This is a genomic window from Roseitalea porphyridii, assembly GCF_004331955.1.
Classification (GTDB): domain Bacteria; phylum Pseudomonadota; class Alphaproteobacteria; order Rhizobiales; family Rhizobiaceae; genus Roseitalea; species Roseitalea porphyridii.
The window spans coordinates 284,547-309,015 of record NZ_CP036532.1; the positions used below are offsets into that span (position 1 = coordinate 284,547).

Annotated in this window: 20 protein-coding genes; 9 read left to right on the forward strand and 11 right to left on the reverse strand. The window is 68.3% G+C overall.

The window, feature by feature from the left end:
* Window positions 1-49: 49 nt before the first annotated feature.
* The 9 genes from E0E05_RS01400 (at window position 50) to E0E05_RS01440 (ending at window position 7,728) form a co-directional block, all read left to right on the forward strand.
* A complete protein-coding gene (locus E0E05_RS01400) occupies window positions 50-517 on the forward strand; it encodes a DUF2852 domain-containing protein (protein ID WP_131615067.1) in 468 nt (155 codons plus the stop codon).
* A 134-nt stretch (window positions 518-651) separates the two neighbouring features.
* Complete coding sequence (locus E0E05_RS01405) at window positions 652-1,395, forward strand: M48 family metallopeptidase (RefSeq protein WP_131615068.1); 744 nt, start codon at window positions 652-654, stop codon at window positions 1,393-1,395.
* 41 nt (window positions 1,396-1,436) lie between these two features.
* A complete protein-coding gene (locus E0E05_RS01410) occupies window positions 1,437-2,114 on the forward strand; it encodes a phosphoribosylanthranilate isomerase (protein ID WP_131615069.1) in 678 nt (225 codons plus the stop codon).
* 1 nt (window position 2,115) lies between these two features.
* Window positions 2,116-3,336, forward strand: coding sequence for a tryptophan synthase subunit beta (gene trpB, locus E0E05_RS01415; protein WP_131615070.1), 1,221 nt, complete (start codon window positions 2,116-2,118; stop codon window positions 3,334-3,336).
* Window positions 3,337-3,338: 2 nt separating this feature from the next.
* A complete protein-coding gene (locus tag E0E05_RS01420) occupies window positions 3,339-4,043 on the forward strand; it encodes a flavodoxin family protein (protein WP_131615071.1) in 705 nt (234 codons plus the stop codon).
* Between the two features lie 56 nt (window positions 4,044-4,099).
* A complete protein-coding gene (locus tag E0E05_RS01425) occupies window positions 4,100-4,465 on the forward strand; it encodes an ArsC/Spx/MgsR family protein (RefSeq protein WP_428977598.1) in 366 nt (121 codons plus the stop codon).
* Window positions 4,462-5,301 carry a tryptophan synthase subunit alpha gene (gene trpA, locus E0E05_RS01430; protein ID WP_131615073.1) on the forward strand — a complete coding sequence of 280 codons (840 nt, stop codon included), beginning with the start codon at window positions 4,462-4,464 and terminating at the stop codon, window positions 5,299-5,301. The genes E0E05_RS01425 and trpA overlap by 4 nt, the downstream gene beginning before the upstream one ends.
* A 32-nt stretch (window positions 5,302-5,333) precedes the next feature.
* Window positions 5,334-6,350 (forward strand): acetyl-CoA carboxylase, carboxyltransferase subunit beta, encoded by a 1,017-nt coding sequence (accD, locus tag E0E05_RS01435; RefSeq protein ID WP_131615074.1) that lies wholly within the window; start codon window positions 5,334-5,336, stop codon window positions 6,348-6,350.
* A gap of 97 nt (window positions 6,351-6,447) precedes the next feature.
* Window positions 6,448-7,728: a bifunctional folylpolyglutamate synthase/dihydrofolate synthase gene (locus tag E0E05_RS01440; RefSeq protein ID WP_131617845.1), complete on the forward strand. Its 1,281-nt coding sequence runs from the start codon at window positions 6,448-6,450 to the stop codon at window positions 7,726-7,728.
* 63 nt (window positions 7,729-7,791) lie between these two features.
* Here the strand turns inward: E0E05_RS01440 and trxA are convergent, their stop codons facing one another.
* The 11 genes from trxA to E0E05_RS01495 all read right to left on the reverse strand — a co-directional run bounded on the left by trxA (window position 7,792) and on the right by E0E05_RS01495 (window position 24,449).
* Entirely contained in the window at window positions 7,792-8,115 is a 324-nt protein-coding gene (trxA, locus tag E0E05_RS01445; protein ID WP_131615075.1) for a thioredoxin, read from the reverse strand.
* Window positions 8,116-8,195: 80 nt separating this feature from the next.
* Entirely contained in the window at window positions 8,196-11,708 is a 3,513-nt protein-coding gene (gene addA, locus E0E05_RS01450; protein ID WP_131615076.1) for a double-strand break repair helicase AddA, read from the reverse strand.
* The gene (addB, locus tag E0E05_RS01455; protein ID WP_131615077.1) at window positions 11,701-14,829 is read right to left on the reverse strand and encodes a double-strand break repair protein AddB; all 3,129 of its coding nucleotides are present in this window, start codon (window positions 14,827-14,829) and stop codon (window positions 11,701-11,703) included. The genes addA and addB overlap by 8 nt, the downstream gene beginning before the upstream one ends.
* 51 nt (window positions 14,830-14,880) lie before the next feature.
* Complete coding sequence (locus tag E0E05_RS01460) at window positions 14,881-15,609, reverse strand: nucleotidyltransferase family protein (protein ID WP_131615078.1); 729 nt, start codon at window positions 15,607-15,609, stop codon at window positions 14,881-14,883.
* A complete protein-coding gene (tsaE, locus tag E0E05_RS01465) occupies window positions 15,606-17,129 on the reverse strand; it encodes a tRNA (adenosine(37)-N6)-threonylcarbamoyltransferase complex ATPase subunit type 1 TsaE (RefSeq protein WP_131617846.1) in 1,524 nt (507 codons plus the stop codon). The genes E0E05_RS01460 and tsaE overlap by 4 nt, the downstream gene beginning before the upstream one ends.
* 13 nt (window positions 17,130-17,142) lie before the next feature.
* Window positions 17,143-19,653: a sensor histidine kinase gene (locus tag E0E05_RS01470; RefSeq protein ID WP_158629243.1), complete on the reverse strand. Its 2,511-nt coding sequence runs from the start codon at window positions 19,651-19,653 to the stop codon at window positions 17,143-17,145.
* 183 nt (window positions 19,654-19,836) lie between these two features.
* The gene (gene ahcY / locus E0E05_RS01475; RefSeq protein WP_131615080.1) at window positions 19,837-21,234 is read right to left on the reverse strand and encodes an adenosylhomocysteinase; all 1,398 of its coding nucleotides are present in this window, start codon (window positions 21,232-21,234) and stop codon (window positions 19,837-19,839) included.
* 114 nt (window positions 21,235-21,348) lie between these two features.
* Complete coding sequence (locus E0E05_RS01480) at window positions 21,349-21,675, reverse strand: HPr family phosphocarrier protein (protein WP_131615081.1); 327 nt, start codon at window positions 21,673-21,675, stop codon at window positions 21,349-21,351.
* The gene (locus E0E05_RS01485; protein ID WP_131615083.1) at window positions 21,672-22,073 is read right to left on the reverse strand and encodes a PTS sugar transporter subunit IIA; all 402 of its coding nucleotides are present in this window, start codon (window positions 22,071-22,073) and stop codon (window positions 21,672-21,674) included. Before E0E05_RS01485 ends, E0E05_RS01480 begins: the two co-directional genes overlap by 4 nt.
* 142 nt (window positions 22,074-22,215) lie before the next feature.
* Window positions 22,216-22,674, reverse strand: a complete 459-nt coding sequence (locus E0E05_RS01490; RefSeq protein ID WP_131615084.1) for an HPr kinase/phosphorylase — start codon at window positions 22,672-22,674, stop codon at window positions 22,216-22,218.
* Window positions 22,671-24,449, reverse strand: coding sequence for a sensor histidine kinase (locus tag E0E05_RS01495; RefSeq protein ID WP_131615085.1), 1,779 nt, complete (start codon window positions 24,447-24,449; stop codon window positions 22,671-22,673). The genes E0E05_RS01490 and E0E05_RS01495 overlap by 4 nt, the downstream gene beginning before the upstream one ends.
* Window positions 24,450-24,469 lie beyond the last annotated feature (20 nt).

Here is a 24,469-nt window from a genome sequence, read left to right on the forward strand (position 1 = left end):
CAGAAACGTGGCGCAGACGACGTCACGACGAAAATGGGGTGAATGACACATGACACAGACTGCGTTGATCCGTCCCGCCTGGACGCCGGCGACCATCGGCCTGATGGTGTTGGGCTTCATCGTGTTCTGGCCGCTCGGCCTTGCGATGCTTGCCTACATCCTGTGGGGCGACCGCCTTGAAGGCTTCAAGGGTGACGTCAACCGCGCCACCGACCAGATGGCCAGGAGCTGGGGCCGTTGCAGCCGTTCGGCGACCATGTCGCCGCGTACCGGCAATGTCGCCTTCGACGACTGGCGTGAGGCCGAACTCAAGCGGATCGAGGAAGAGCGCCGCAAGCTCGACGAGATGCGCCAGGAGTTCGACGACTATCTGCGCGAACTGCGCCGTGCCAAGGACCAGAAGGAATTCGACGAGTTCATGGCCCAGCGCGCACGCGACATGGATGCCGATGCCGACAACGGCAATGGCGCCCGCGGTTCCTCGGTGCCCAACGTTAAGGGTTCGGACGGCCTCTGAGCCAGGTCCCGGCCCGAGCCGGCGTCGCCATGGTGGCGCCGGCCGACCTCCAGACCCGAATTCGGCCGGACCTGCCTCGCGCAGGTCCGGCTTTTTCGTCTGTCAGAGCCCGCGAATCGCGCTAAAAACCGATCATGCTTCAGGGGTTCGCACGTTTTCGCCGCGATGCGCCGCCACGGCCCGACAGCCACGAGGTGGCCGGCCGGACGCTGCCGCTCGCCATTGTCGAGAACCCCCGCGCCAAGCGTCTCACGCTCAGGATCCAGCCCGGCGACCGGGGCCTGAAGGTGACCGTGCCACCCGGCATGGCGCAGGCCGAGATCGACCGTTTCCTCGCACGACAGCAGGACTGGCTGACCCACAAGCTCGCCGCCATGCCCGACCGTCCGCAGGTGCGGCCCGGAATCAAGCTGCCCGTTGGCGGCGTCAACCATTTGATCGTCCATGAACCGGGGCGTGGCGTGACTGCCCCGCGCGCCGGTGCGGACGGGCCCGAACTCGTCGTGCGTGGTCCGGCCGAGCATTTGCCGCGCCGGGTGGCGGACTTTCTCAGGAAGCAGGCGAAGGCCGAGATCGAGCCGCTCGTCGCGCGCCACACGGCCGCGGTCGGCAAGCCGGCCCGCGCGGTGCGCTACAAGGACACGGTCAGCCGCTGGGGCTCGTGCTCGTCGGAGGGCAATCTGTCCTTTTCCTGGCGCATCGCCATGGCGCCGCCGGCGGTCATCAACTACCTCGTCGCGCACGAGGTGGCCCATCTGCGCGAGATGAACCACGGACCGCGCTTCTGGGCGCTGTGCAACGAGCTTTGCCCCGACACCGATCGCTGCAAGGCTTGGCTGAAACGCAACGGCTCGAAGCTGCAGGCGATCGTCTTCTGACTGCCCTCGACTCGCGCACACGCGCGCGTTAAGCGGGTGCGATGAGCCTCGAGATCAAGATTTGCGGCCTTTCGACGATGGACGCGCTTCTGGCGGCCACAGCCGGCGGCGCGAGCCATGCGGGCTTCATCTTCTTTGCGAAGTCGCCCCGGCACGTCACGCCCGAGATGGCCGCCCCGCTCGCGGCGCGTGCGCGCGAGAAAGGCGTGCAGCCGGTCGCCGTGACGGTCGATGCGGACGACTCCAAGCTCGACGCCATCGTCGAAGCGGTTCAGCCGGCCATGCTGCAGCTTCACGGCGCAGAAAGCCCCGGCCGGGTGGTCGACCTCAAGGCGCGCTACGGCCTGCCGGTCATGAAGGCGTTCGCGGTCAGCGTTCCCGCCGACCTCGACCGGCTCGGCCCCTATGCGGGCGTTGCCGACCGGTTCCTGCTCGACGCAAGACCGCCAAGAGGCTCGGACCTGCCGGGCGGCAACGGCGTCAGCTTCGACTGGTCGTTGCTCGAGCGCCTTCCCGCCGGCACGCCCTACATGCTTTCGGGCGGGCTGAACGCGGACAACATCGCCGAAGCGCTGGCGATCGCGGACCCGCCCGGCATCGATGTCTCCTCGGGCGTCGAGAGCGGGCCGGGCGTCAAGGACAGCGCGCTGATCGAGGCCTTTCTTCTGGCCGTCGCCGAGGCACAGGAAGACCGGCGGACCGCCGCCGTGGGAGTATGACATGAACAAGCCGCTCGAACCCAATTCCTTCCGCACCGGACCGGACGATCAGGGCATGTTCGGCATCTTCGGTGGCCGCTTCGTCGCCGAGACGCTGATGCCGCTGATCCTCGATCTGGAGGAGAAGTGGAGCGAGGCGAAGAACGATCCGGCCTTCCATGCCGAACTCGCCGAACTCGGCAAGCACTATACCGGCCGGCCCTCGCCGCTCTATTTCGCCGAACGGCTGACCGAGCATCTGGGCGGCGCGAAGATCTACTTCAAGCGCGACGAGCTCAATCACACCGGCTCGCACAAGATCAACAATTGCCTGGGCCAGATCCTGCTCGCCAGGAGAATGGGCAAGACGCGGATCATCGCCGAGACCGGCGCCGGCCAGCACGGGGTGGCTTCGGCCACCGTGTGCGCGCGTTTCGGCTTTCCGTGCCATGTCTATATGGGCGCCACCGACATCGAGCGGCAGGCGCCGAACGTGTTCCGCATGAAGCTGCTCGGCGCCGAGGTGACGCCGGTCACCTCCGGCCATGGCACGCTCAAGGACGCCATGAACGAGGCGCTGCGCGACTGGGTCACCAACGTCGAGAGCACCTATTACATCATCGGCACGGCGGCGGGCCCGCATCCCTATCCGGAAATGGTGCGCGACTTCCAGTCGGTGATCGGCGAGGAGACGAAGCAGCAGATCATGGAGGCCGAGGGCCGGCTGCCGGACATGCTCGTCGCCGCCGTTGGTGGCGGCTCGAACGCAATCGGCCTGTTCCACCCCTTCCTCGACGACCGCAACGTGCAGATGGTCGGCGTGGAGGCGGGCGGCAAGGGCCTCGATACGGACGAGCATTGCGCCTCGCTGACCGCCGGTTCGCCCGGCGTGCTGCACGGCAATCGCACCTACCTGCTGCAGGATGGCGACGGGCAGATCGAGGAAGGCCATTCGATCTCGGCCGGGCTCGACTATCCCGGCATCGGGCCCGAACATTCCTGGCTCAAGGAGACAAGCCGGGTCGACTATGTGCCGGCGACCGATGACGAAGCGCTCGAAGCCTTCCAACTCCTGTCGAAGATCGAGGGCATCATTCCGGCGCTCGAACCGAGCCACGCGCTGGCCGAGGTGATCAAGCGCGCGCCGAAGATGGGCAAGGACCAGATCATCGTGATGAATCTGTGCGGCCGCGGCGACAAGGACGTGTTCGCGGTCGGCAAGCGGCTCGGCTTCGAGATGTGACGATGGCGGATTTCTCCGACCTCAAGGCGCTGTTCATCAACTGCACGCTGAAGGCCAGCCATCAGGGCGAGAGCCACACCGAGCGTCTGATGCGCAATTCCATGGCGATCATGGACGCGAACGGCGTGACGGTCGATTATCTGCGCGCGGCCGATCACCGGATCGCGCACGGCATCATGCCGGACATGCGCGAGCACGGCGCCGAGCGGGACGACTGGCCGGACATTTTCTGGCCGAAGGTGCGCGACGCGAACATTCTCGTCCTCGGCACGCCGATCTGGCTGGGCGAGGAATCCTCGTTCTGCCGCATGATCATCGAGCGGCTCTATGCCCATTCGAGCCAGCAGAACGAGCGCGGTCAGGGCGTCTTCTACGGCAAGGCGGGCGGCTGCGTCGTCACCGGCAACGAGGACGGCATCAAGCACGTCGCCATGACCTGCCTTTACGCGCTGCAGCACGTCGGCTACGTCATCCCGCCGCAGGCCGATTGCGGCTGGATCGGCGAGGCCGGCCCCGGCGCGTCCTATGGCGACGACGGCGCGGGCTACGACAACGATTTCACCAAGCGCAACACCACCTTCATGAGCTGGAACCTGATGCACATGGCCACACTGCTGGCCGATGCGGGCGGATTTCCCGTCGGCGGCAACCAGCCGGGCAAATGGAGCGAGGGCGAGCGCTTCGACCATCCGGAGATCTCGGCGTGAGCGACATCACCATCTACCACAACCCCAATTGCGGCACCTCGCGCAACGTGCTGGCAATGATCCGCGCGTCGGGCGCCGAGCCCGAAGTGATCGAATACCTGAAGACGCCGCCTGGGCGCGACAGGCTGGTCGAACTGATCGCGGCCACCGGCCTTCCGGTGCGCGACGTGCTGCGCCGCAAGGGCACCCCCTATGACGAACTGGGTCTCGACGATCCGAAATGGACCGACGACCAGCTCATCGACTTCATGGTCGAACACCCGATCCTGATGAACCGGCCGTTCGTCGTCACGCCGCTTGGCACCGTGCTGGCCCGGCCTTCCGAAAAGGTGCTCGAGGTGCTGCCCGATGCCGAAAAGGTCGGCACCTTCACCAAGGAGGATGGCGAGGTGGTCCACGCGGTCGGGGGGAAACGCCAATGAGCAACCGTTTCGACACGCTGTTCGCACGCCTCACCGACGAGGGCCGGCCGGCGCTGGTGACCTATTTCATGGGCGGCGATCCCGATCCCGACACATCGCTCGCCATCATGAAGGCGCTGCCCGGGGCCGGCGCCGACATCATCGAACTCGGCATGCCCTTCTCCGACCCGATGGCGGACGGGCCGGCGATCCAGATGGCCGGTCAGCGCGCCCTCAAGGCCGGGCAGACGCTCGCCGGAACGATCGCCATGGCGCGCGCCTTCCGGGAAACCGACGCCGACACGCCGATCGTGCTGATGGGCTATTACAACCCGATCTACATCTACGGCGTCGACCGCTTCCTGACCGATGCCAGGGCCGCCGGCATCGACGGGCTGATCGTCGTCGACCTGCCGCCGGAGATGGACGGGGAGCTGTGCCTGCCGGCGCTTTCCGCCGGCGTCAGCTTCATCCGCCTCGCCACGCCGACCACCGACGACAAGCGCCTGCCGGCCGTGCTCGCCAACACGTCGGGCTTTGTCTATTATGTCTCGATGACCGGCATCACCGGCTCTGCCATCGCCGACACCGGCGCGGTCGCCGAGGCGGTCAAGCGCATCAAGGGCCACACGCCGCTTCCGGTCTGCGTCGGCTTCGGCGTCAAGACGGCCGAACAGGCCGCGCTGATCGGCCGTGACGCCGATGGCGTCGTGGTCGGCACGGCCATCGTCAACGCCATTGCCGGCTCGCTGGACGGCGACGGCAAGGCGACGGGCGACACGGTGGCGGCGGTTTCCACGCTGGTGCGCGGCCTGGCCGACGGCGTGCGCTCGGCGCGCCTTGAAGCAGCCGAATAGATCGGCCACATCTGCGCGCAAAGGAGTTCGCCATGAACTGGATCACCAACTATGTGCGCCCGCGGCTCAATTCGATGCTGGGCCGCCGCGAGACGCCCGAGAACCTCTGGATCAAATGTCCGGAGACCGGCGAGATGGTGTTCCACGCCGACGTCGAGGAAAACCAATGGGTGATCCCGGTCTCCGGCCATCACATGAAGATCACGGCGCGCGAGCGGCTGCGCCATTTCTATGACGAGGGCGCGTTCGAGGAGATCGCCAATCCCGAGGTGCCGCAGGACCCGCTGCGGTTTCGTGACCAGAAGAAATATGCCGACCGGCTGCGCGAGAACCGGCTGAAGACCGGGCTCGAGGATTCCATCATCAACGCGACCGGCACGCTCGAGGGCATGCGGATCGTCACCACCGTGCACGATTTCTCGTTCATGGGCGGGTCGCTCGGCATGGCGGCGGGCGAAGCGATCATCAGGGGCTTCGAGACGGCGGTGGAAAGGAAGTGCCCGATGGTGCTGTTCGCCGCCTCGGGCGGCGCGCGCATGCAGGAAGGCATCCTGTCGCTGATGCAGTTGCCGCGCACCACTGTCGCCGTGGAGATGCTCAAGGAAGCCGGCCTGCCCTACATCGTCGTTCTGACCAATCCGACCACAGGCGGGGTTTCGGCCTCCTATGCAATGCTCGGCGACATCCATATCGCCGAGCCGGGCGCGGTGATCGGCTTTGCCGGCGCGCGCGTGATCGAGCAGACCATTCGCGAAAAGCTGCCCGAGGGCTTCCAGCGCGCCGAATATCTGCTCGATCACGGCATGGTCGACATGGTCGTGCCGCGACCAGAGCTCAGGCCGACGATCGCGCGGCTCCTGCGCATCCTGACCAAAAAGGATGCGCTCGTCACCGAAGAGCCGGCCGAACCCGCCGTGATCGACAATTCCGACACCGCGCCGGTCGCCGGGCTCGAACCGGCCGAGCCGCCTGCGAACGGATCAGCCGAACCCGGGCCCCCGCAACGTGAACCGGCCGAGACCGGCCAGAAACCGTCCCCCAGCTTCTGACAGGCCGGACGCCGTGACCCACGATCCTCAAGGCCCGCCCCTGGCGGGCGCCGATCTCGTCTCCCCGGACGAGGCCACCCGCGCCATCGAGGCGCTGATGGCGCTCCATCCCAAGGGCTTCGATCTGACGCTGGAACGCATCCGGCGGCTTCTCGCCCGGCTCGGCGATCCCCAGAACAAGCTGCCCCCGACGATCCACATCGCCGGCACCAACGGCAAGGGGTCCTGCGCCGCCTTCTGCCGGGCCCTGCTCGAATCGGGTGGCCACAAGGTGCACGTTCACACCTCGCCGCATCTTGTGCGCTGGCACGAGCGTTTCCGCATCGCCGGCGAACTGGTCGACGACGCCGTGTTGGCCCAGGCCGTCGCGCGTGTCGCCGAGGCCAATGGCGGAGCGCCGATCACCGTCTTCGAGATCCTGACGGCCGTGATGTTCGTTCTGTTCAGCGAGCACGAGGCGGACGCGGCGATCGTCGAGGTCGGGCTCGGCGGCCGCGCCGACGCGACCAATGTCATCGACCGACCGGCGGTCAGCGTCATCATGCCGATCGGCCTCGATCACCAGCTTCATCTGGGCGATACGGTCGATCTGATCGCCGGCGAGAAGGCCGGCATCATGAAGCCGGACGTGCCCGTGGTCATCTCCGCGCAGCCCTATCCGCTGGCGCGCGATGTCCTCGTCGCCCGGGCCGAGGCGGTCGGGGCGCCCGCCCGAATCTATGGCGAGCATTTCATCGCCTTCGAGGAACATGGCCGTTTCGTCTTTCAGGACACCGACGGGCTTCTCGATCTGCCGCTTCCGGCGCTGCCCGGCCGCCACCAGCTTGCCAACGCCGCGACCGCGATCGCCGCCCTGCGCGCCGGCGGGTTCGTGCTGACCGAGGCGGGCGCCGAACGGGCCATGCAGGCGGCAAGCTGGCCCGCGCGCATGCAGCGGATCACCGCCGGCGATCTGGTCGATCTCGCCCCGCAGGGTGCCGAGATCTGGCTCGACGGCGGACACAATCCCGATGGCGCGGCGATGGCGGCCGAGTTCCTGGCCGCGCGCGAGGAGGAGGTGGAGCGGCCCCTGTTCATGATCGCCGGCATGCTCGACACCAAGGACGCGCTCGGCTTCTTCCGGGTCTATGAGGGGCTGGTGCGGCACGTCTTCACCGTGCCGGTGCCCGACAGCGAGGCGGGGCACGACCCGGTGCATCTTGCCGATCTGGCGCTCGAGGCGGGGCTTTCCGCCGAACCGATGGACGATGTCCGATCGGCCCTGCGCCTTCTGGCCGAAAGCTGGAACGGGCTCGAACGGCCGCCGCGCATCCTGATCGGCGGCTCGCTCTATCTCGCCGGACAGGTGCTGCGCGAGAACGGCACGCTGCCGGACTGAACCTCCGGCCACGAAAAACCCGGCGCGATGGCCGGGTTCATCGAAATCATCGTACGCGATGCGTCAGGCGACGGCGTTCTTCATCCAGTCCGAAAGCTTGCTCTTGGGCACGGCGCCGATCATCTGGTCGACCACTTCGCCACCCTTGAACATGTAGAGCGTCGGGATCGAGCGGATACCGTACTGGGCGGCGATCTGCGGGTTTTCGTCGATGTTCACCTTGGCGATCTTGACCTTGCCGTCCATCTCGCCGGACAGTTCCTCGAGCGCCGGGGCGATCATCTTGCACGGCCCGCACCATTCAGCCCAGAAATCCACCACCACGGGCTCGGACGCGCCGAGCACATCGTTCTCGAAATTGTTCGTATCGACTTTCACGGTCGCCATGGCGGACCTCCTTTCAAGCTGGTGCGCCTCATGTGGGCCGCGGCGCGTTCCTATTCAAGGTCGCTTCTATAGTGCGATTCTCACGACGGGGCGAGAGCGGCCAGGGCGCCGTCAAGCCGGCCCGCCGGCACTTCGATCATCGCCGGCCCGGCGGTGAACAGCAAGAATGCCCGTACCGGGCAATGCGGATAGAGCGGGGCGACCAGCGCCCGGTAGAGCGCCATCTGCCGCACATGGCTTTCGGCGATCGCCTCGGCGCCGGTCGGCACCGCCCTTCCGGTCTTGTAGTCGACGATCATCACCGTATCCCCGGTGACGGCGAGCCGGTCGATCACACCCGATATGGCGCGTGGTTCGCCACCAAGTGCGAGCGTGCCCATGACCGGCACCTCGGCCAGCGAGGCCGGCGCGAACAGCGCGCCGAAAGCCGGATCGTCGAGCACGCCGAACACCTGCGCCAGAAGTTCGTCCCTGTGCCCGGCATCCATCGACGGCGCGCAAAGGTCGAGCCAGGCCCGCGCGCGCGCCATGCGCGTATCCGGTGCGATGTCCGGCAGCATCTGCAGCAGCGTGTGGATCATCGTGCCGCGCCGCATCGCGTCGCCCATTGGCAGGTCGGACCCGTTCGCTGCCAGCAGTGACGGCGTGCCGACGTCTGCGTCGGCGCTTTCCCGGTCCACCGCGAACCCGGACGCGCCGGACGGCACGAGCGGTCGGGCCGGCGGCGGCTCGGGGGGAGCCGGATCAACGAAGCCTGCCGGCGGAGGATCAGGCGACTCTTGCGCGCGCGCCGCACCCGGCCCGGTCGTCGTGGCAGCCGGTTCGAGCCCCGCCGGGAACCGCCACACCGGACCCGCCTCGGTCTCGACGTGGTCGCAATGCTCTTCGAGCGCGGAAAGCAACATCGGCTGCCAGGTCGGCTCCGACGGTTCATTGACGCCGCGATAGCCGGCGACGATCAGCCGGTCGGCGGCACGCGTCATGCCCACATAAAGCAACCGGCGGTACTCCTCGCGCGCGGCCTGTTCGAGGCGCGCCATGGCGGTCGCATGGACCTCCGATTTGGTGTCCGGCGTGCCGCGCCACAGCAGCGCGCCGGCCTCGTCCGGCGCCTCGTCGGGAAGATCGATCTTCAGCAGCGAGGGGGCATGCGCGCTGTTGAAGGGCGGGCTGCCCCGATCGACCAGAAAGACGATCGGCGCTTCCAGGCCCTTGGCGCCGTGCACGGTCATGATCCGCACCTCGCCACGCGCCTGATCCATCTCGCGCTTGATCTCCGGAGACTGGTGTTCGAGCGCGTTCAGGAAGGTCTCGAGCGCCGGCGGGCCGGTCCGTTCGGCGGCGAGCGTCAGCGCCAGGAACTCGTCGAGCACGTCGGCGGTTTCCGGCCCCAACCGGCCGACGAGCCGCGCGCGCCCGCCGGACGCCGACAGCACGTGCGCATAGAATTCATGAACAGGGAGGCCGGGCGCCATCTGCGACCATCGCCGCAACCGCGCGCCGATCGTGCGCAGCTTCGGATCATTCTCGCCCGCCGCCAGAAGGCGCGACCAGAGTGTCGCGCCGTCGCGGCCGTGCGCGAGGGCGAACAGCGTCTCCTCGTCGACACCGAACAGCGGGCTCTTCAAAAGGCTCGCGAGCGACAGGTCGTCGCCGCTGTTGAGCATAACGCGGCCGAGCGCGATCAGGTCGAGAATGGCGATATGGTCGGTCAGCCGCAGCCGGTCCGCGCCGGCGACCGGCACGCCCCGGTCCTTGAGCGCCCGCGACAGGGCGCCGACGAAGCTGTCGCGCGAGCGCACGAGCACAAGAATGTCGCCGGCCGCGATCGGCGCGCTCGTCGCCTCGATCGTCTCGCCCGTATCGAGCCAGCCCCGGATCGTCTGGGCGATGCGTGTGGCGACGATCAGCGCGGGCTCCTCGATGGCGTCGACCGGCGCGGTCCAGTCCTCTTCGCGTTCGGTCTTGGGCTTGGCCACGCGGTCCCAGACTTCCACGCGGCCCGGCACGCCGGCGCGCAGCGAGACATGGCGCGTCGGCAGCCCCTCGCGGGTCAGCCCGACGCGGTTGCGCTCGACCGCGAAGACCCGGTCGACCGCGTCGAGAACGGCCTGGGTCGAACGGAAGGACACCTGCAGCTCGACCGGCGCGAAGCGGCGTCTCGCCTCGCTCGTCAGCCGCGCGAAATGGTCGCGCGTATCGGCGAACCCTTCCGGATCGGCGCCCTGGAACGAGTAGATCGACTGCTTCTCGTCCCCGACCGCGAACACGGTTCGTGCTTCTTCCCGGGCCGCCTCGCCGGCGAAGAACTCGTCCGCCAGCGCGCGGATCACGTCCCATTGGGCGGGGCTTGTGTCCTGCGCCTCGTCGACAAGGATATGGTCGATGCCCTGGTCGAGCTTGTAGCGGACCCAAAGCGACGCGCCGGTGAGCATCATCAGCCGGGCGGTACGGTCGATCAGGTCCTCGAAATCGAGAAAACCGCGCTCCCGCTTCAGCGTTTCGTAACGGCCGATCAGCGCGTCCGCGATCGCCAGAACGTCGATCGTGGATTCGATCTCGCGCAGAAGATGCAGGCGGTCGCGCTGGGCGAGGAAGTGGCCGGAGGCCTGGCCGAAGCGTTCTTCAATATCCGGCACAATGGCTTTGGCGGGCTTGGCGAACAGGCTCCCGGTCTTTCTCACTTCGCCCTTTTCGGTCAGGAAGCAGCGTGCCAACCCCTCCATGCGCCGGATCGGATCGGGTCGCCTGCCAGCATCGATTGCACCGTGTACGATGTCTGCAAGTCTCTTGGCCTCACCCGGGCGCAGACCCACCGACAGCGCGTGAAGCGTCTCGGCGTCGAGGCCCGGCAGCGGCCAGAGGGCGGCCGCGATGTCCGCCTCGCCTTCGTCCGGGCCGAACCCGAACGCGGCCCGATAGGCGGCCCGCCGGTCGGCGGCAGGCGAGAAACGGTCGAGCACACGGGCGATCTCCAGCCGGCGCGCGACGATCTCGTCGAGCAGCCGCTCCATGCCGCTTTCGCCGGTGACCATCAGGAGCCGCATCACCGCTTCGCCGGCGCCTCCCTCCCCCCTTTGCAGCGCGCTCGCCAGAAGGCCGCGCCGGGCCTGGGCGATCAGCAGCGCCTGCGCCTCGCCGTCGAGCAGTTCGAAATGGCCGGCGATGTTGGCTTCCAGCGGAAACCGGTGCAGCAGCGCCTCGCAAAAGGCGTGGATCGTCTGGATCTTGAGCCCGCCCGGCGTTTCGAGCGCGCGCGCGAACAAGGTCCGCGCGAAGGCAAGGTGTGCTGCATCCGGTCGCCGGCCTTCGATCGCCTCGAGCTCGGCGGCAAGCTCGGCATCGTCCAGCGCCACCCACGCGCCGAGCCGGTCGAAGACGCGTCCCTTCATCTCGGCGGCGGCGGCGCGCGTATAGGTCAGGCACAGGATCCTGGACGGATCGGTGCCCGAAAGCAGGATGCGGATGACGCGAGTCGACAGGACCCAGGTCTTGCCCGAACCGGCATTGGCCGAGACCCAGGCCGAATTGTCCGGATCGGCCGCCCTGGCCTGATCGGCGCGCGTCCTGTCGTCGGGCAGGGGCTTAGCCATCGCCGCCCCCGTCGGCCGCGTTGAGCCATTCGCGCGCCCGGGCGAGATGGTCGTAATCGCCGTCCAGATCGCCCTCCATGAACAGCGCGGCGCGGCTGGCATAGCCGTTGGCCGCATGGCCGTAATGGGCGCAAAGGCCCTCCAGCTTCTCCCAGGAGCGCTCTGCCAGCACTTCCGCATCCGGGTTTTTCCCGCCCGAAACGATCTTCGGCACGAGTTCGCCGCGCGGACCGAGCCGGACGTAGATGAGTTCGCCCGGTGGCCGGACGCCGGCCTCGGCGAAGGCGCCCCGCGAAACGAGCGCGGCTTCGAGCGGCAATTGCGGCGCGAACATTTTTTCGACCTGCGTGCCGGACGGCGCGCTTCCCGTCTTGTAGTCGACGATGTCGGCCCGGCCGTCCGTACGTATGTCGATCCGGTCGGCCATGCCGCGCAGCGTGACCCCGGTGAGGCCGATGTCGGTGGGCCTTGCCCGGACTTCGGCCAGCGACTGGACGATGCCGCCCTGCCGCGCGCGCTCCCAGGCGACGATGTTCAGCACCGCCGCCAGCATCCGCGCCCACCAGACCGCGTCGATCTCGGGCGGCAGCGCCTCTTCGTCGAAACGGGCGCGGGCCAGCGCTTCGAGACGGTCGCATGCATCGTCGGCCGCCCAGTCGATGCCGGCAACCGTCGCGTTCTCCATGACGGCATGGATCAGCGAACCCCGATCGGCGAAGTCCGGATCGCGGACCAGCGGCTCGAGCGGCGCAAGCCGCAGCACGTGTCGGGCGTAGATCGCGTAGGGATCGCGGCGCAGCAGCTCGACCTCGGTGACCGACAGGGCGGCCGGGCGCGCCTCGAGCGGCGGCGTCGGCTCGGGCCGAAGGGCAGGCGGGGCGACAAGCGGCGCGGAAATGACCGCTGCGAGCCCGGCGAAACGCCGGCCGGCTTCGCGCAACCGTCCGGTCGCTTCGGCTCCGGCCAGCGTTTCGAGCCGCTGCAGCCAGCGCGAGGCGACCGCCGGCGCGCCGCCGGCGCGCTGCGCCCGTGTCAGAAGCACGCGCCGATGACCCATCGCCATCTGGAAATCGTGGGCGGCCAGCCCAATCCGGCGCTCGGGCGGGTCCAGCCCGATCTCGGCCTTCATCGAACGGGTCAGGAACGCGTCGTTTGCGGTCTGCGCCGGCCATGTGCCCTCGTTCAGTCCGCCCAGTACCATGAGGTCGACGCTTTGTAGTCGGGCCTCCAGCGTGCCCCAGATGAAGACGCGCGGATGGCCGCCATGGGTCGGCTTGATCGTCATCGTCGCGGTCAGCGCACGCACCATGTCGGGCCACTGGTCGGCCGGAAAGGCGAGGTCCACCGAACTTGCCAGAAGCCGCGACAGCAGGGCCTCGAGCGCCCGGCCGCTCTCGTCCGAATAGAGCGCTTCGTGCCGTCCCGCCTCGTCGCGGGCGATCGCCTCGAGCACGGCGACACTGTCGCGGACCGTCTCGGGGAGGCGACGGTTTGACGCGGCCTTGGTCGGCGATGCCAGCGGCGCGAACGCGGCTTCGATGCGTCCGGCGAGCGCCCGCACCCGGTCGAAGGCGCTCGCGTCGAGTCTTGCGAACCAGTCCGGCTCGCGCCGCCGTCCATCGGCCCACTGCGCCAGAGCGGTCTCGGCGAAATCGGCGAACGAGGCGAGGCGGATGCGGCCGGTGCCGCCGCGCAGGACGAGCAGTTCGAGATCGGCGACGGCCGCGCGATGATCGCCTTCCGCCATGCCGAGCCGGGCCAGCGGATGCTTGAGCAGCGCCAGCAGGGCGGCCGGGTCGGCTTCGCCGGCGCTGAGTGACAGGGTTAGCGCCAGCAGCGTGCCGTGCGGGGTCAGCTCGAACGGCGTGCCGCCCGAATCGCTGGCCGCGATGCCGAAACGTCCGAGCTCGCCGGCAACACGCCTTGCCAGTTGCCTGTCGGGCGTGACGAGCGCGGCGGTCGCGTCGGGATCGAGGATCGCTTCGCGCAGCGCGCAGGCGATCGCCAGCGCCTCGTCGGTTTCGTTGGCGGCGTGCAGGATCGATACGTCCTCGAACGCGGCGGGCGGGAGCGCCTTCCGGATCTGCGCCCAGTGCGCGGTGCGTTCGGCCGGCTCGAGCGCCGCCGCAACCCAGCGCGCGCGGGCCTCGGACGCGTCCGGCGGCCGCGCGCCGAGCGTGTCGATTGCCGATGGCACGATGCCGATCGTCCGTGTCAGCGTGTGCATGCCGAATTGCGGATGGCCGATCACCGGCGTCGCATCGCCCGCCGCCTCGAGCAGGGCGCGGGTCTCGTCATCCATCGCCGTGTCGTAGCCGGGCAGAACCACCGCGCCCTGTGGCAGCCTGGCGATCGTCGCGATCAGCTCGGCCGTGGCCGGGATCGTGCCCGTCGATCCGGCGACGATGACGGGGCCGTCGGGCGGCGCCGCACGCAGTCGGGCGGCCTCGGCCCGCAGCATCCGGTTGCGGTGATCGGCCGGATCGATGCGGTTGGCCTCGGCGAGGTAGGCCGGCCAGCTTTGCTTGACGATCTGCAGGAAGGTGAGCGTGACGTGCCACCATTCGGAAACGTCGGCGCCGGCGGCCGCCTCGATCTGCGCGAAACCGACGCCTTCGGTCTGAAGCTGGTCGATCAGCGCGGCAAGGTCGCCGGCCATCCAGAAGGCATCGGCGACCGAGACCGGCGTCGTGACCGGTTCGTCACCATAGAGCCGGGTGCGCAGATCGGGAGCGATCGCCTCGGTCCAGTGCGCCGTCAGAAGGCCGAGCGCCAGTTGCCGCTCGAGCGCATCGATCGCCGGCGGGATCGACAGCATCGCGCCGTCGCCGGCGGCCAGGAACGCGGCGTCCTCGTCGAATTCGCCCAGCGGCCGGATGCGTGGCAGCAGGATCGAGGATGCGCCGAGCGCGTCCATGAAGACCGACCGCAGTTCGCGCGCTGCCCGGCGGGTCGGCACATAGATCGTTGCGCGCGCCAGCGCCATCGGATCGCCCGTCCAGGCAAAACCCTCGACAAGCCGGCCGGCGAGCAGTGCTTCGGCCACCGCGCCGAGAAAGGCGGTGCCGGGCGGAACGGTGAAGACCCTCGGCTGGCGGTATCGTGAAACGGCTTGGTTCATGGCACGGGACGATTCGGATCGGCCCGAGTGTGCGGCGCGGCGGCGGGCCGGTCAAACCGCCCGTGCGGCCAGATGCGCCTCGACCGCCGCGAGGCCCTCGGGCGTGCCGACGGTGTACCAGTGCCCGTCCTCGAGCGTGTGCGCGAACAGCCTGTCGGCGGCGATCGCCCGGTCGAAATAGACGTTCAGCGAATGCGGTTCGGCGACCGCGCCCGCGAAGACCGCCGGATCGATGATCGCCGCGCCCGCGTAAATGACGCCATCGTGATGCTGCCCGGTCGCACGGGCGACGCGGCCGTCGGCATCGAGGGTGAAGTCGATGCCGCCCGTGTGTCCCGTCGTGTCGGCAAGCCGCGCGGTCAGCAGCAGCATGTCCATGCGCGCCGGATCGAATCTGGCGATCATGGTTCCGAGCGTCGTCGGCCCCTGGTCCACCCAGAATGTGTCGGCGTTCAGCAGGGCGAACGGCGCTGGTCCGATCAGCGGCAGCGCCTTGACCACACCGCCGCCGGTTTCGAGGATCTGCGCGCGCTCGTCGCTGATGGCGATCTCGGGCGCGTTTCGCCCCGCGCAATGGGCGATGATCCGATCGCCGAGATAATGCACATTGACGACCGCGCGTCCGATCCCGGCGGCTTCGGCCGCGTCGAGCGCACGGTCGAGCATGGTGCGTCCGCCGACCTCGACCAGCGGCTTGGGCACCTTTTCGGTGATCGGACGCAGCCGCTTGCCGAAGCCGGCGGCCAGCACCATCGCGGTCGCGACAGATGTCTCGTTCATGTGTGGTCGGGCTTGGGTTCGAGAACGCCGCGCGCGTCCAGCCAGGCGCGCAGATCGGCGAGCACCGGGTGCGCCAGCGCGCTGCGCAGATACGCCTTCATGCGCGGCAGGTGCGCCAGATAGGCGGGCTTGCCGTCGCGCGCGTCGAGCCGCACGAAGATGCCGAGGATCTTGGCGGCGCGCTGGGCTGCGAGTATGGCCGCCGCCGCCCGGAACGCATCCTCGTCGAAGGCCGGATCGACGGCCCTTCGCGTGCGACAGTAGCGATCGACAAGACCCCGTTGCAGTACAGGGGGAACGTCGACGCGCGCGTCATGGGCGAGCGACATCAGATCGTAGGCCGGATGGCCCCAGAGCGCGTCCTGGAAGTCGATCAGGCCGATCCGGTCGTGCCCTTCGGCCCTTGCGTGCCACAGAAGGTTCGGCGAGTGGAAATCGCGGAGCACCAGCGTCTTCGGGCCGGCATCGACGCGCGCGAACAGGTCGGACCAGATGGCTTGCCACCGGGCAAGATCGGCATCGCTCGCCCTTGTACCGGTCTGCCGCGGCAGGAACCAGTCGATCAACAGGTCGACCTCGATCTGCATCACGTCGGCATCGAAGTCGGGAATGTGGTGGACGCTGCCGTCCTCGAGCGCGAGATCGCGCGACCAGCGGCGCCCGTGCAGCGCCGCAAGAAGATCGACGGCGGCCTCGTAGCGCTCGGCGATCGGCCGGCGCGCGCGATCGACGACAGGCTCGCTGCCGAGGTCCGACATCAGGGCCAGCCCCAGCGCATAGTCGACGGCGAAAATGTCCGGCGCTCGGAAGCCCGCCTGCACGAGCGTCCGGGCCACGGCGATGAAGGGGCGGATATCCTCGGCCAGATGGGCGATCCGCGAATAGGGCTTTCCCGCGCGGATCGGCGGGCCGTCCGGCATGGGCGGGCAATCCATCAGCACCGCCCGCCACGCGCCGTCGGTGACGGTCTCGTAGCGCCGTGTCGACGCATCGCCGGCAAGCGGCGCCCGCAGGGCCCGGCCATGTCCGGCGTTTTCGAGCAGGCCGCGCACGGCAAGGCTGCGCCCAATGCGTTCGATTGCCGCCTCGGTACCCTCGACTGATACGCGGCGCGCGTCGGCGCCCGCCTCGTCCGTCGCTTCTTCAAGCGTCAACCCGATCGCGTCGGCGGGCAGCGACGCCCCGGCACGCTCGGGCCATTCGATCAGAACGATCCCCGTCTCCAGCGCCTCGTCGAGGCCCAGTTCGTCCAGTTCCTCGGGCGCACCGATCCGGTACAGATCGTAGTGCGCGACGGGCGGGCTCGTCGCGTAGGTCTGCACGAGCGTGAATGTCGGGCTCGGCACGTCGAGCGCATCGTCGCCCGCCAGCGCGCGGATGAAGGCGCGGGCCAGCGTCGTCTTGCCGGCGCCCAGATCCCCCGACAGCGCAAAGCAGTCGCCCGGCCGCGCGGCCATCGCCAGATCAGCGGCAAGGCGCGCCATTTCCGGCTCGTCGAGCGGTGCGCTGACCAGAGGCATCGCCACAGGGGCCCTATTCGGCTGCGACGCTGACACGGGCCGGCGTATCCGGGAACGTCACGGTGACCTCGGTACCCTCGTCGGGCGCGGACCGAATTGCCACGGTTCCGTCGTGCAGTTCGACGAAGCTCTTGACGATGGCAAGGCCAAGACCCGAGCCGCGCTCGCGCCCGGTGCGGTCCGTGTGGAAGCGTTCGAACACCTCGTCGAGCGCGCCTTCGGCGATGCCCGGGCCGCGATCGCGGATGCTGAAGGCGACGCCGTGCTCCTCGCGCGTACAGGTGAAGGTGACCTCGCTGTCGGGTGGCGCGAAGTCCGCCGCGTTCGTCAGGATGTTGACAAGCACCTGAACCAGCCGCGCCCGGTCGGCGATGATCGTCCCCGCCTCCGGGTCGATCCGTGTGACCAGGTCGATACCGTGCGCGTCGAGCCGGGGCGCGACTTGGGCGGCCGCTTCGTCCATGGCCGGCGAAACGTCGACCTCGTCAAGCCGCAATTCCATGACGCCCGCGTCGATGCTGGCCAGATCGATGATGTCGCGCGTCAACTCGTTCAGTTCGCCCGTCGACGCGGCGATGTCGGCGAGATATTCGCGCTGGCGGGCATTGAGCGTGCCGGTCTCCTCCATCTCCAGAAGCGCGGTGAAGCCGCCGATCGAGGTCAGCGGCACGCGCAACTCGTGCGAGACGTGGCGGATGAACCGGTCGCGCAGCAATGTGGTCCGCTCGAGCGCCTCGTTGCGTTCGCGTAGGGCCCGCTCGATCTGGTTGGTCGCGGTAATGTCGACGAAGGTGATCATGGTCTGGCCGTTCGGCAGCGGCACGACCCGCCACGACAGCGTGCGCTCCTCGGTCTCGGCCCGTCCGGACTCGGCCGCCCGATCCTCTTCGAAGCCGGTCACGATCCCGGCGAAGCGGCGCCACGGTTCGGCCTCGCCCAGCGCGGCTTCGCACGCCTCGGCGATCTGGCCGATATGGACCCGCTCCTCGCCCATCAGATGGCCGACATGCCAGAACCGCTCGAACGCGGGGTTGGCGAGCTTGAGCGTGCCGTCGGTCTCGAACACGGCGACCCCCTCGGCGAGATTGTCGAGGGTCTCGCCCTGCACCCGCATCAGCGTCTTGTAGCGGCTTTCAAGGTCGATGCGCTCGGTCAGGTTCTCGAATGCCCAGGTCAGCCCGCCGCGCGGATGCGGGCTCGCGATCACGCGCATGGTGCGGCCGTCGGGCAGGTACCAGATGTCCTCGCGCGGCTCGACCGCCTTGAAGATGTCGAGCATGCTTTCCTTCCAGCGCCGCCATTCGGGCTGTTCGGGAAGCTTGCCCTCGGTGCGCATGCGGTCGAGAAACAGCGTCATGTCCGGCTTGCTGGCCAGGAAGCCGCTGTCGACCTCCCAGAGCTGCTCGAACGCCTGGTTGTGGAACCGCAGGCGCGCGTCGGCGTCGAACATGGCGACCGCCGTCGTCAGCAGGTCGAGCGTCTCCTCGTGGCTGCGAATGGTCGTGTTCAGTTCGGCGCGCACCGCCTCGGTCTCGGTGCGATCCCGTCCGATGCCGGCCGAACCATACGGTCCCTCCACATCGAGCACGTCGAACACCAGCCGGTCGCCGCGCACGACCGTCGACGCCTGGCCCTCGAAGGCGCCGGCCTGTCCGCGCTCGTTGGCCATCTGCTTGCCGGCCTGGCTGCCGAACAGTTCGGTCCGGCTGGAGACCACCGCCTCGGCGTCACCGCATTCGACCGCTTCCGCATAGGCCCGGTTGACCCAGGCGAGCGCCCCGTTCTCGTCGCGCAGCCAGACGGGCATGTCGGACCGGTCCATCAGCGCCTGCAGCGTTTCCAGCGTCTCGACGACACGGGCGTGCTCGGCGATCAGGCGGGTGTGTTCGGCGCGCTGTCCGGCGAGCGAGACGAAGCGCACGATCGCGCTGCCGCCGCTGGTCCGGCCGGAAACCTCGATCGGCACGCCGGCCGGCGTCAGCACCATGTCGTCGAACGGTTCCGCGTGATCGCGCAGCCGGCTGATCGCCTGTTCGACACGGGCGGCGGACCGCGGTTCGAGCCAGCGACCGAAGGCCAGGAACTCACCGCGCGATTCCGGCGCTCCGGAGCGTGCGCCAAGGGTTCCGATCACGGCGGCCGGCTTGTTGGGCTCGTCGCTCCAAACCACCGCGCGCTGGCCTTCCGAGGCGGCCAGCGTTTCGAGCTGGTTGATGCGTGCGCCGAGCGCCGAAACCTTGCCGCGCAGGGCGAGGTTCTGCGAGGCCGTGCGCGTGCGCTCGCGGATCAGCCACAGCGCCGAGCCGATCGCCGCTGCGAGGGCGCCGGAGAAGAGCGCGAACTGGACCACCTCGAACGTGTCGAGCGAGCGGCCGAGGATCGTCAGATCGCCCGCTCCGACCTGGGCCATCGCCGGCGCGACGGGGCTGCAAAGGGTCACGCCCGCCGCAAGGATCGCCGCGTTCCGTCTCAACGATGCACTGAAGGTGCGCCACCGGCGGCGCGCACTGCCTTGCTGCGGCATTCGGGTCCCCTTCGCCTTCGCGCGCGGGGCCGCGTGCACGGGTTCCGACCGCGCAGACACGACGCTACCCCGACACACGAATCGGCCCAACATAGCGGCCCGCGGATTCGCCGTGAAGCCTGACCGACGAAAAAGCCGGCCGCGAAATCGCGACCGGCCCTGCGCCGTCGGTGATCGGTGCGATCAGTAGCGATAGTGCTCGGGCTTGTAGGGCCCCTGGGCCGACACGCCGATATAGGCGGCCTGTTCGCCGCTCAGTTCGGTCAGTGTGACGCCGAGCTTTTCCAGATGCAGCCGGGCAACCTTTTCGTCCAGGTGCTTGGGCAGCACATAGACCCGGTTGTCGTACTTTTCGCCATGCGCCCACAGTTCGATCTGGGCGAGCACCTGGTTGGTGAACGAGGCGCTCATGACGAAGCTCGGATGGCCGGTGGCGTTGCCCAGGTTGAGAAGGCGCCCTTCCGACAAGAGGATCATCCGCTTGTCGTCTGGGAAGGTGATCATGTCGACCTGCGGCTTGATGTTGGTCCACTTCAGGTTGCGCAGGGCGGAAACCTGGATCTCGTTGTCGAAATGGCCGATGTTGCCGACGATCGCCATGTCCTTCATCGACCGCATGTGGTCGATGGTGATGACGTCCTTGTTGCCGGTCGTGGTGATGACGATGTCCGCGTTCGGCGCGGCTTCTTCGAGGGTCACGACCTCGTAGCCGTCCATGGCCGCCTGCAGCGCGCAGATCGGGTCGATCTCGGTCACCTTGACCCGGGCGCCGGCGCCACGCAGCGAGGCGGCCGATCCCTTGCCGACATCGCCATAGCCACACACGACGGCCACCTTGCCGGCCATCATCACGTCGGTGGCGCGGCGGATGCCGTCGACCAGCGATTCCTTGCAGCCATACTTGTTGTCGAACTTGGACTTGGTGACCGAATCGTTGACGTTGATGGCCGGGAACGGCAGGTGCCCCTTCTCCATCATCTGGTAGAGACGGTTGACGCCGGTGGTCGTCTCCTCGGTGACGCCCTTGATCATGTGGCGCTGCTTGACGAACCAGCCGGGCGACTGTTCCAGCCGCTTCCTGATCTGCGCGAACAGCGCCTCCTCTTCCTCGTTCGAGGGATTGTCGATCAGGTCGGTCTCGCCCTCCTCGACGCGCGCACCCATCAGGATATAGAGCGTGGCGTCACCGCCGTCGTCGAGGATCATGTTGGCGCCGCCCTCTTCGAACTGGAAGATGCGGTCGGTGTAGGACCAGTATTCGGTCAGCGTCTCGCCTTTCACGGCGAACACCGGAGTGCCGGTAGCGGCGATCGCGGCGGCGGCATGGTCCTGGGTCGAGAAGATGTTGCACGAGGCCCAGCGCACGTCCGCGCCCAGTTCCTTGAGCGTCTCGATCAGAACGGCGGTCTGGATCGTCATGTGCAGCGAGCCGGCGATGCGCGCGCCCTTCAGCGGCTTCTGTTCGCCATACTCTTCGCGCAGCGCCATAAGGCCCGGCATCTCGGTTTCGGCGATATCGAGTTCCTTGCGGCCGAAATCGGCCAGCGCCATGTCGGCAACGACGTAGTCTTTGTCAGCCATCGGAGGCTCCGTTCCATCATGCGGGGTTGCGCGGCTCCTAACAGAGACCGGGCAAGGGCGCAACGGCAATATAAAGAAATCCTTATGTCCGCATATGCATCAATCGATGCGCGGTCATTCACCCTCGCCGAACCGGTCGGCGATCAATGCGCCGATGGCGGCGACGGCCTCTTCTGCGTCCGGCCCGGTGGCGCTGACCTCGATCGAACTGCCCGGCCCGGCCGCCAGCAGCATCAGGCCCATGATCGACGTGCCGCCGACGCGCGTGCCATCCTTGGCGACGGTGATGGTCGCGGCGAAGCGCTCGGCCGTCTGCACGAAACGCGACGATGCGCGCGCGTGAAGGCCACGCTTGTTCGTGATCTCGAACACGGCCTGGACCGGCGCTCGTGCCGGCTCGTCGGATCCCGACCCGCCGACGGGCGCATCGCCGCCGCTCATTTGCCCGCCAGCACCTGGCTTGCCACGTTGATGTATTTGCGGCCGGCGTCGCGCGCCTGTTCGAGCGTTCGGTCCATGTCGTCGGTTTCGCGGGCGCGGGCCAGCTTGATCAGCATGGGCAGGTTGGCGCCGGCGATCACCTCGATCTTCCCGGCCGCCATGACCGAGATCGCCAGATTGGACGGCGTGCCGCCGAACATGTCGGTGACCACGATCACGCCATTGCCGGTGTCCACCTCGCCGACGGCGGCGATGATGTCCTGGCGGCGCTGCTCCATGTCGTCCTCGGCCTCGATGCAGACCGTCTCGAAGGATGCCTGCGGGCCGACCACATGCTCGACCGCCCGCAGGAACGCCTCGGCCAGCGCGCCATGCGTGACCAGCACGACACCAATCATCTCGCTAATGCTCCTTGCCGCCTGGCCATGACGCCCCGTTTGCAGGGCTGTGATCTTGAGCAGCAAAACGGTTGCAATTCAAGGCACAGCCCGGTGCGAGTGAAGCTTCGGCCATGCGACATCCGGCCAAATCGGGCTCCGCTCACAGCCAGACCGGCAGACCGAGCGCGGCGAAGACGGCGGTCGCGGCGGTCGGCGCCGGGCCTTCGGGCAGCCGCAGCGCCGGCAGTTCGCGCCCCGCGACCGGTTCCCTGTGATCGACGGCGAACCGCAGCGCGTGGTCGGCCGGCACGAGGCGGACGATCAGCGCGAGCCGGACCGGACCGGAGACGAGTTCGGGTGCGTCGACGACGCCCCATCCGCGTATCTCCACCTTGCCCGCGATCGGCGGCGGGCAGGCGGCGGTCACGCCGTCGTCGGTGGCGGTTAGCAGGACCCGGTCGTCGGCGACCAGGCCGGCCGAGTATCCCCCGGCGCGCGCCCGGCCGATCAGCGAGAGCGCCAGCGCGGTCTTTCCGGCGCCCGGCGCGCCCGTGATCAGCACGCCGTGCCCGTCAATGGCGATGGCGGTCCCGTGCGGCGGGGTTTCGGGGGCGCTCATTCGCGTGGCAGGCGCACGATGAAGCGCGCCCCGCGCACGGTTTCCGGATCGTCCGGGTCGACGATGTTCTCCGCCATCAGCGTGCCCTGGTGCGCCTCGACGATCTGCCGGGAGATCGAAAGGCCGAGCCCGGAATTCTTGCCGAAATCGTCGACCGCCGGCCGATCGGTATAGAAGCGCTTGAAGATGGTCTCGATGTTCTCGGCGCGGATGCCCGGACCATTGTCCTCGACGCGGATTTCGACCCAGCGCGGACGCGCCGACAGCCGGATGTCGATCCGCCCCGTCTCCGGATCGACGAACGACCGGGCGTTCTCGACGAGGTTGCTGATCACCTGGCCGAGCCGCGATTCATGGCCGGGCACGGTGAAGCTGCCCTGGCCGGGCCGCGCGTCGACATGCAGCTTCGGCGTCACATGGCCGATATGCGCGTCGGCGAGCACCGAGATCATGTTCCTGAGCAGCTTGTGAAGATCGACCGTGCCGGCGTCCTCGCGCGCAAGTTCGGCATCAAGGCGCGAGGCGTCCGAGATGTCCGTGATCAGCCGGTCGAGCCTGCGCACATCGTGCTCGATGACCTTGAGAAGCCGCATGCGCGATTCGTCGGTCGCCGCGCGCGGCAGTGTTTCGACCGCGCTGCGCAGCGAGGTCAGCGGGTTCTTGAGCTCGTGGCTGACGTCCGCGGCGAAGCTCTCGATGGCGTCGATGCGCGCATAGAGCGCATTGGTCATGTCGCGCAGCGCCACCGACAGGTTGCCGATCTCGTCCTGGCGTTCGGAAAAGTCGGGGATCTCCTCGCGGTTCTTGATCGAGCGGCGTACCCGCACGGCCGCCGCGGACAGGCGGCGCAGCGGATTGGCGATGGTGCCGGCCAGCAAGAACGACAGAATGACGTTGACGATCACAGCGACGGCGAAGACGCGGAACATGGCCAGCCGCTCGGCCCGGATGATCTCGTCGATGTCGCCGCCCTGGGTGGACAGTTGCAGAACGCCGAGCACGGCGCGGAAGCGCTGCACCGGAACGGCGACCGAGACGATCATCTCGCCCTGCTCGGAGATGCGCACGATCTGCCGCCGGTCGCCGGCCAGCGCCTGCATCACTTCGGGGTACGCGGTGCCCGTGCCGCCCGGCTGCTCGCGATAGAGCGGCAGGTCGTTGCGCCGGAAGAAACGCGCGATGCGGTTCTGCACCTCTTCCCACCAGCGCGTTTCCGGTGCGTCGAGCGGATCGAGGTCGTAGCGCAGGATCTGCCCGCGCGAATAAAGATGCCGGCTGTCGAGGATCAGATTGCCGTCCGGATCATAGAGCCGGGCGCGGGTCCGCGTCGGCGAGATGAGCTGGCGCAGCACCGGCGCGACTCGCTCGGGATTGATCGGGAAGTCGAGGCTGTCGAAGCCGTCGACCGACGGCACGATGCTCTCGCCCGCCTGCAGTTCGAGCAGCTTCTCCGGATCGATCAGGATCGCGTCGGTCTCGACGCTGGCCGAGGCGGCGATGGCGCCGGCGATGATCTCGCCCTGCGTCATCAGGCTTTCGACGCGCGCGTCGATCAGCCCGTCGCGAAACTGGTTCAGATAGAGAATGCCCGACATCAGAAGGCCGAGCGCGGCCAGATTGAGGATCAGGATGCGCCGGGTGATCGACGAGAACAGGCGCTGTCCGAACAGCCGCCCGAGCCCGGACAGACGACGCCCGGACGCGCGCCGCGAAGCCTGCCGGCCCGCCGCGCGACGCGTCTTGGTCACCGTCATGTGGTCCGTCTCGACGGCCATTGCTCATCGTCCTTCGGGCC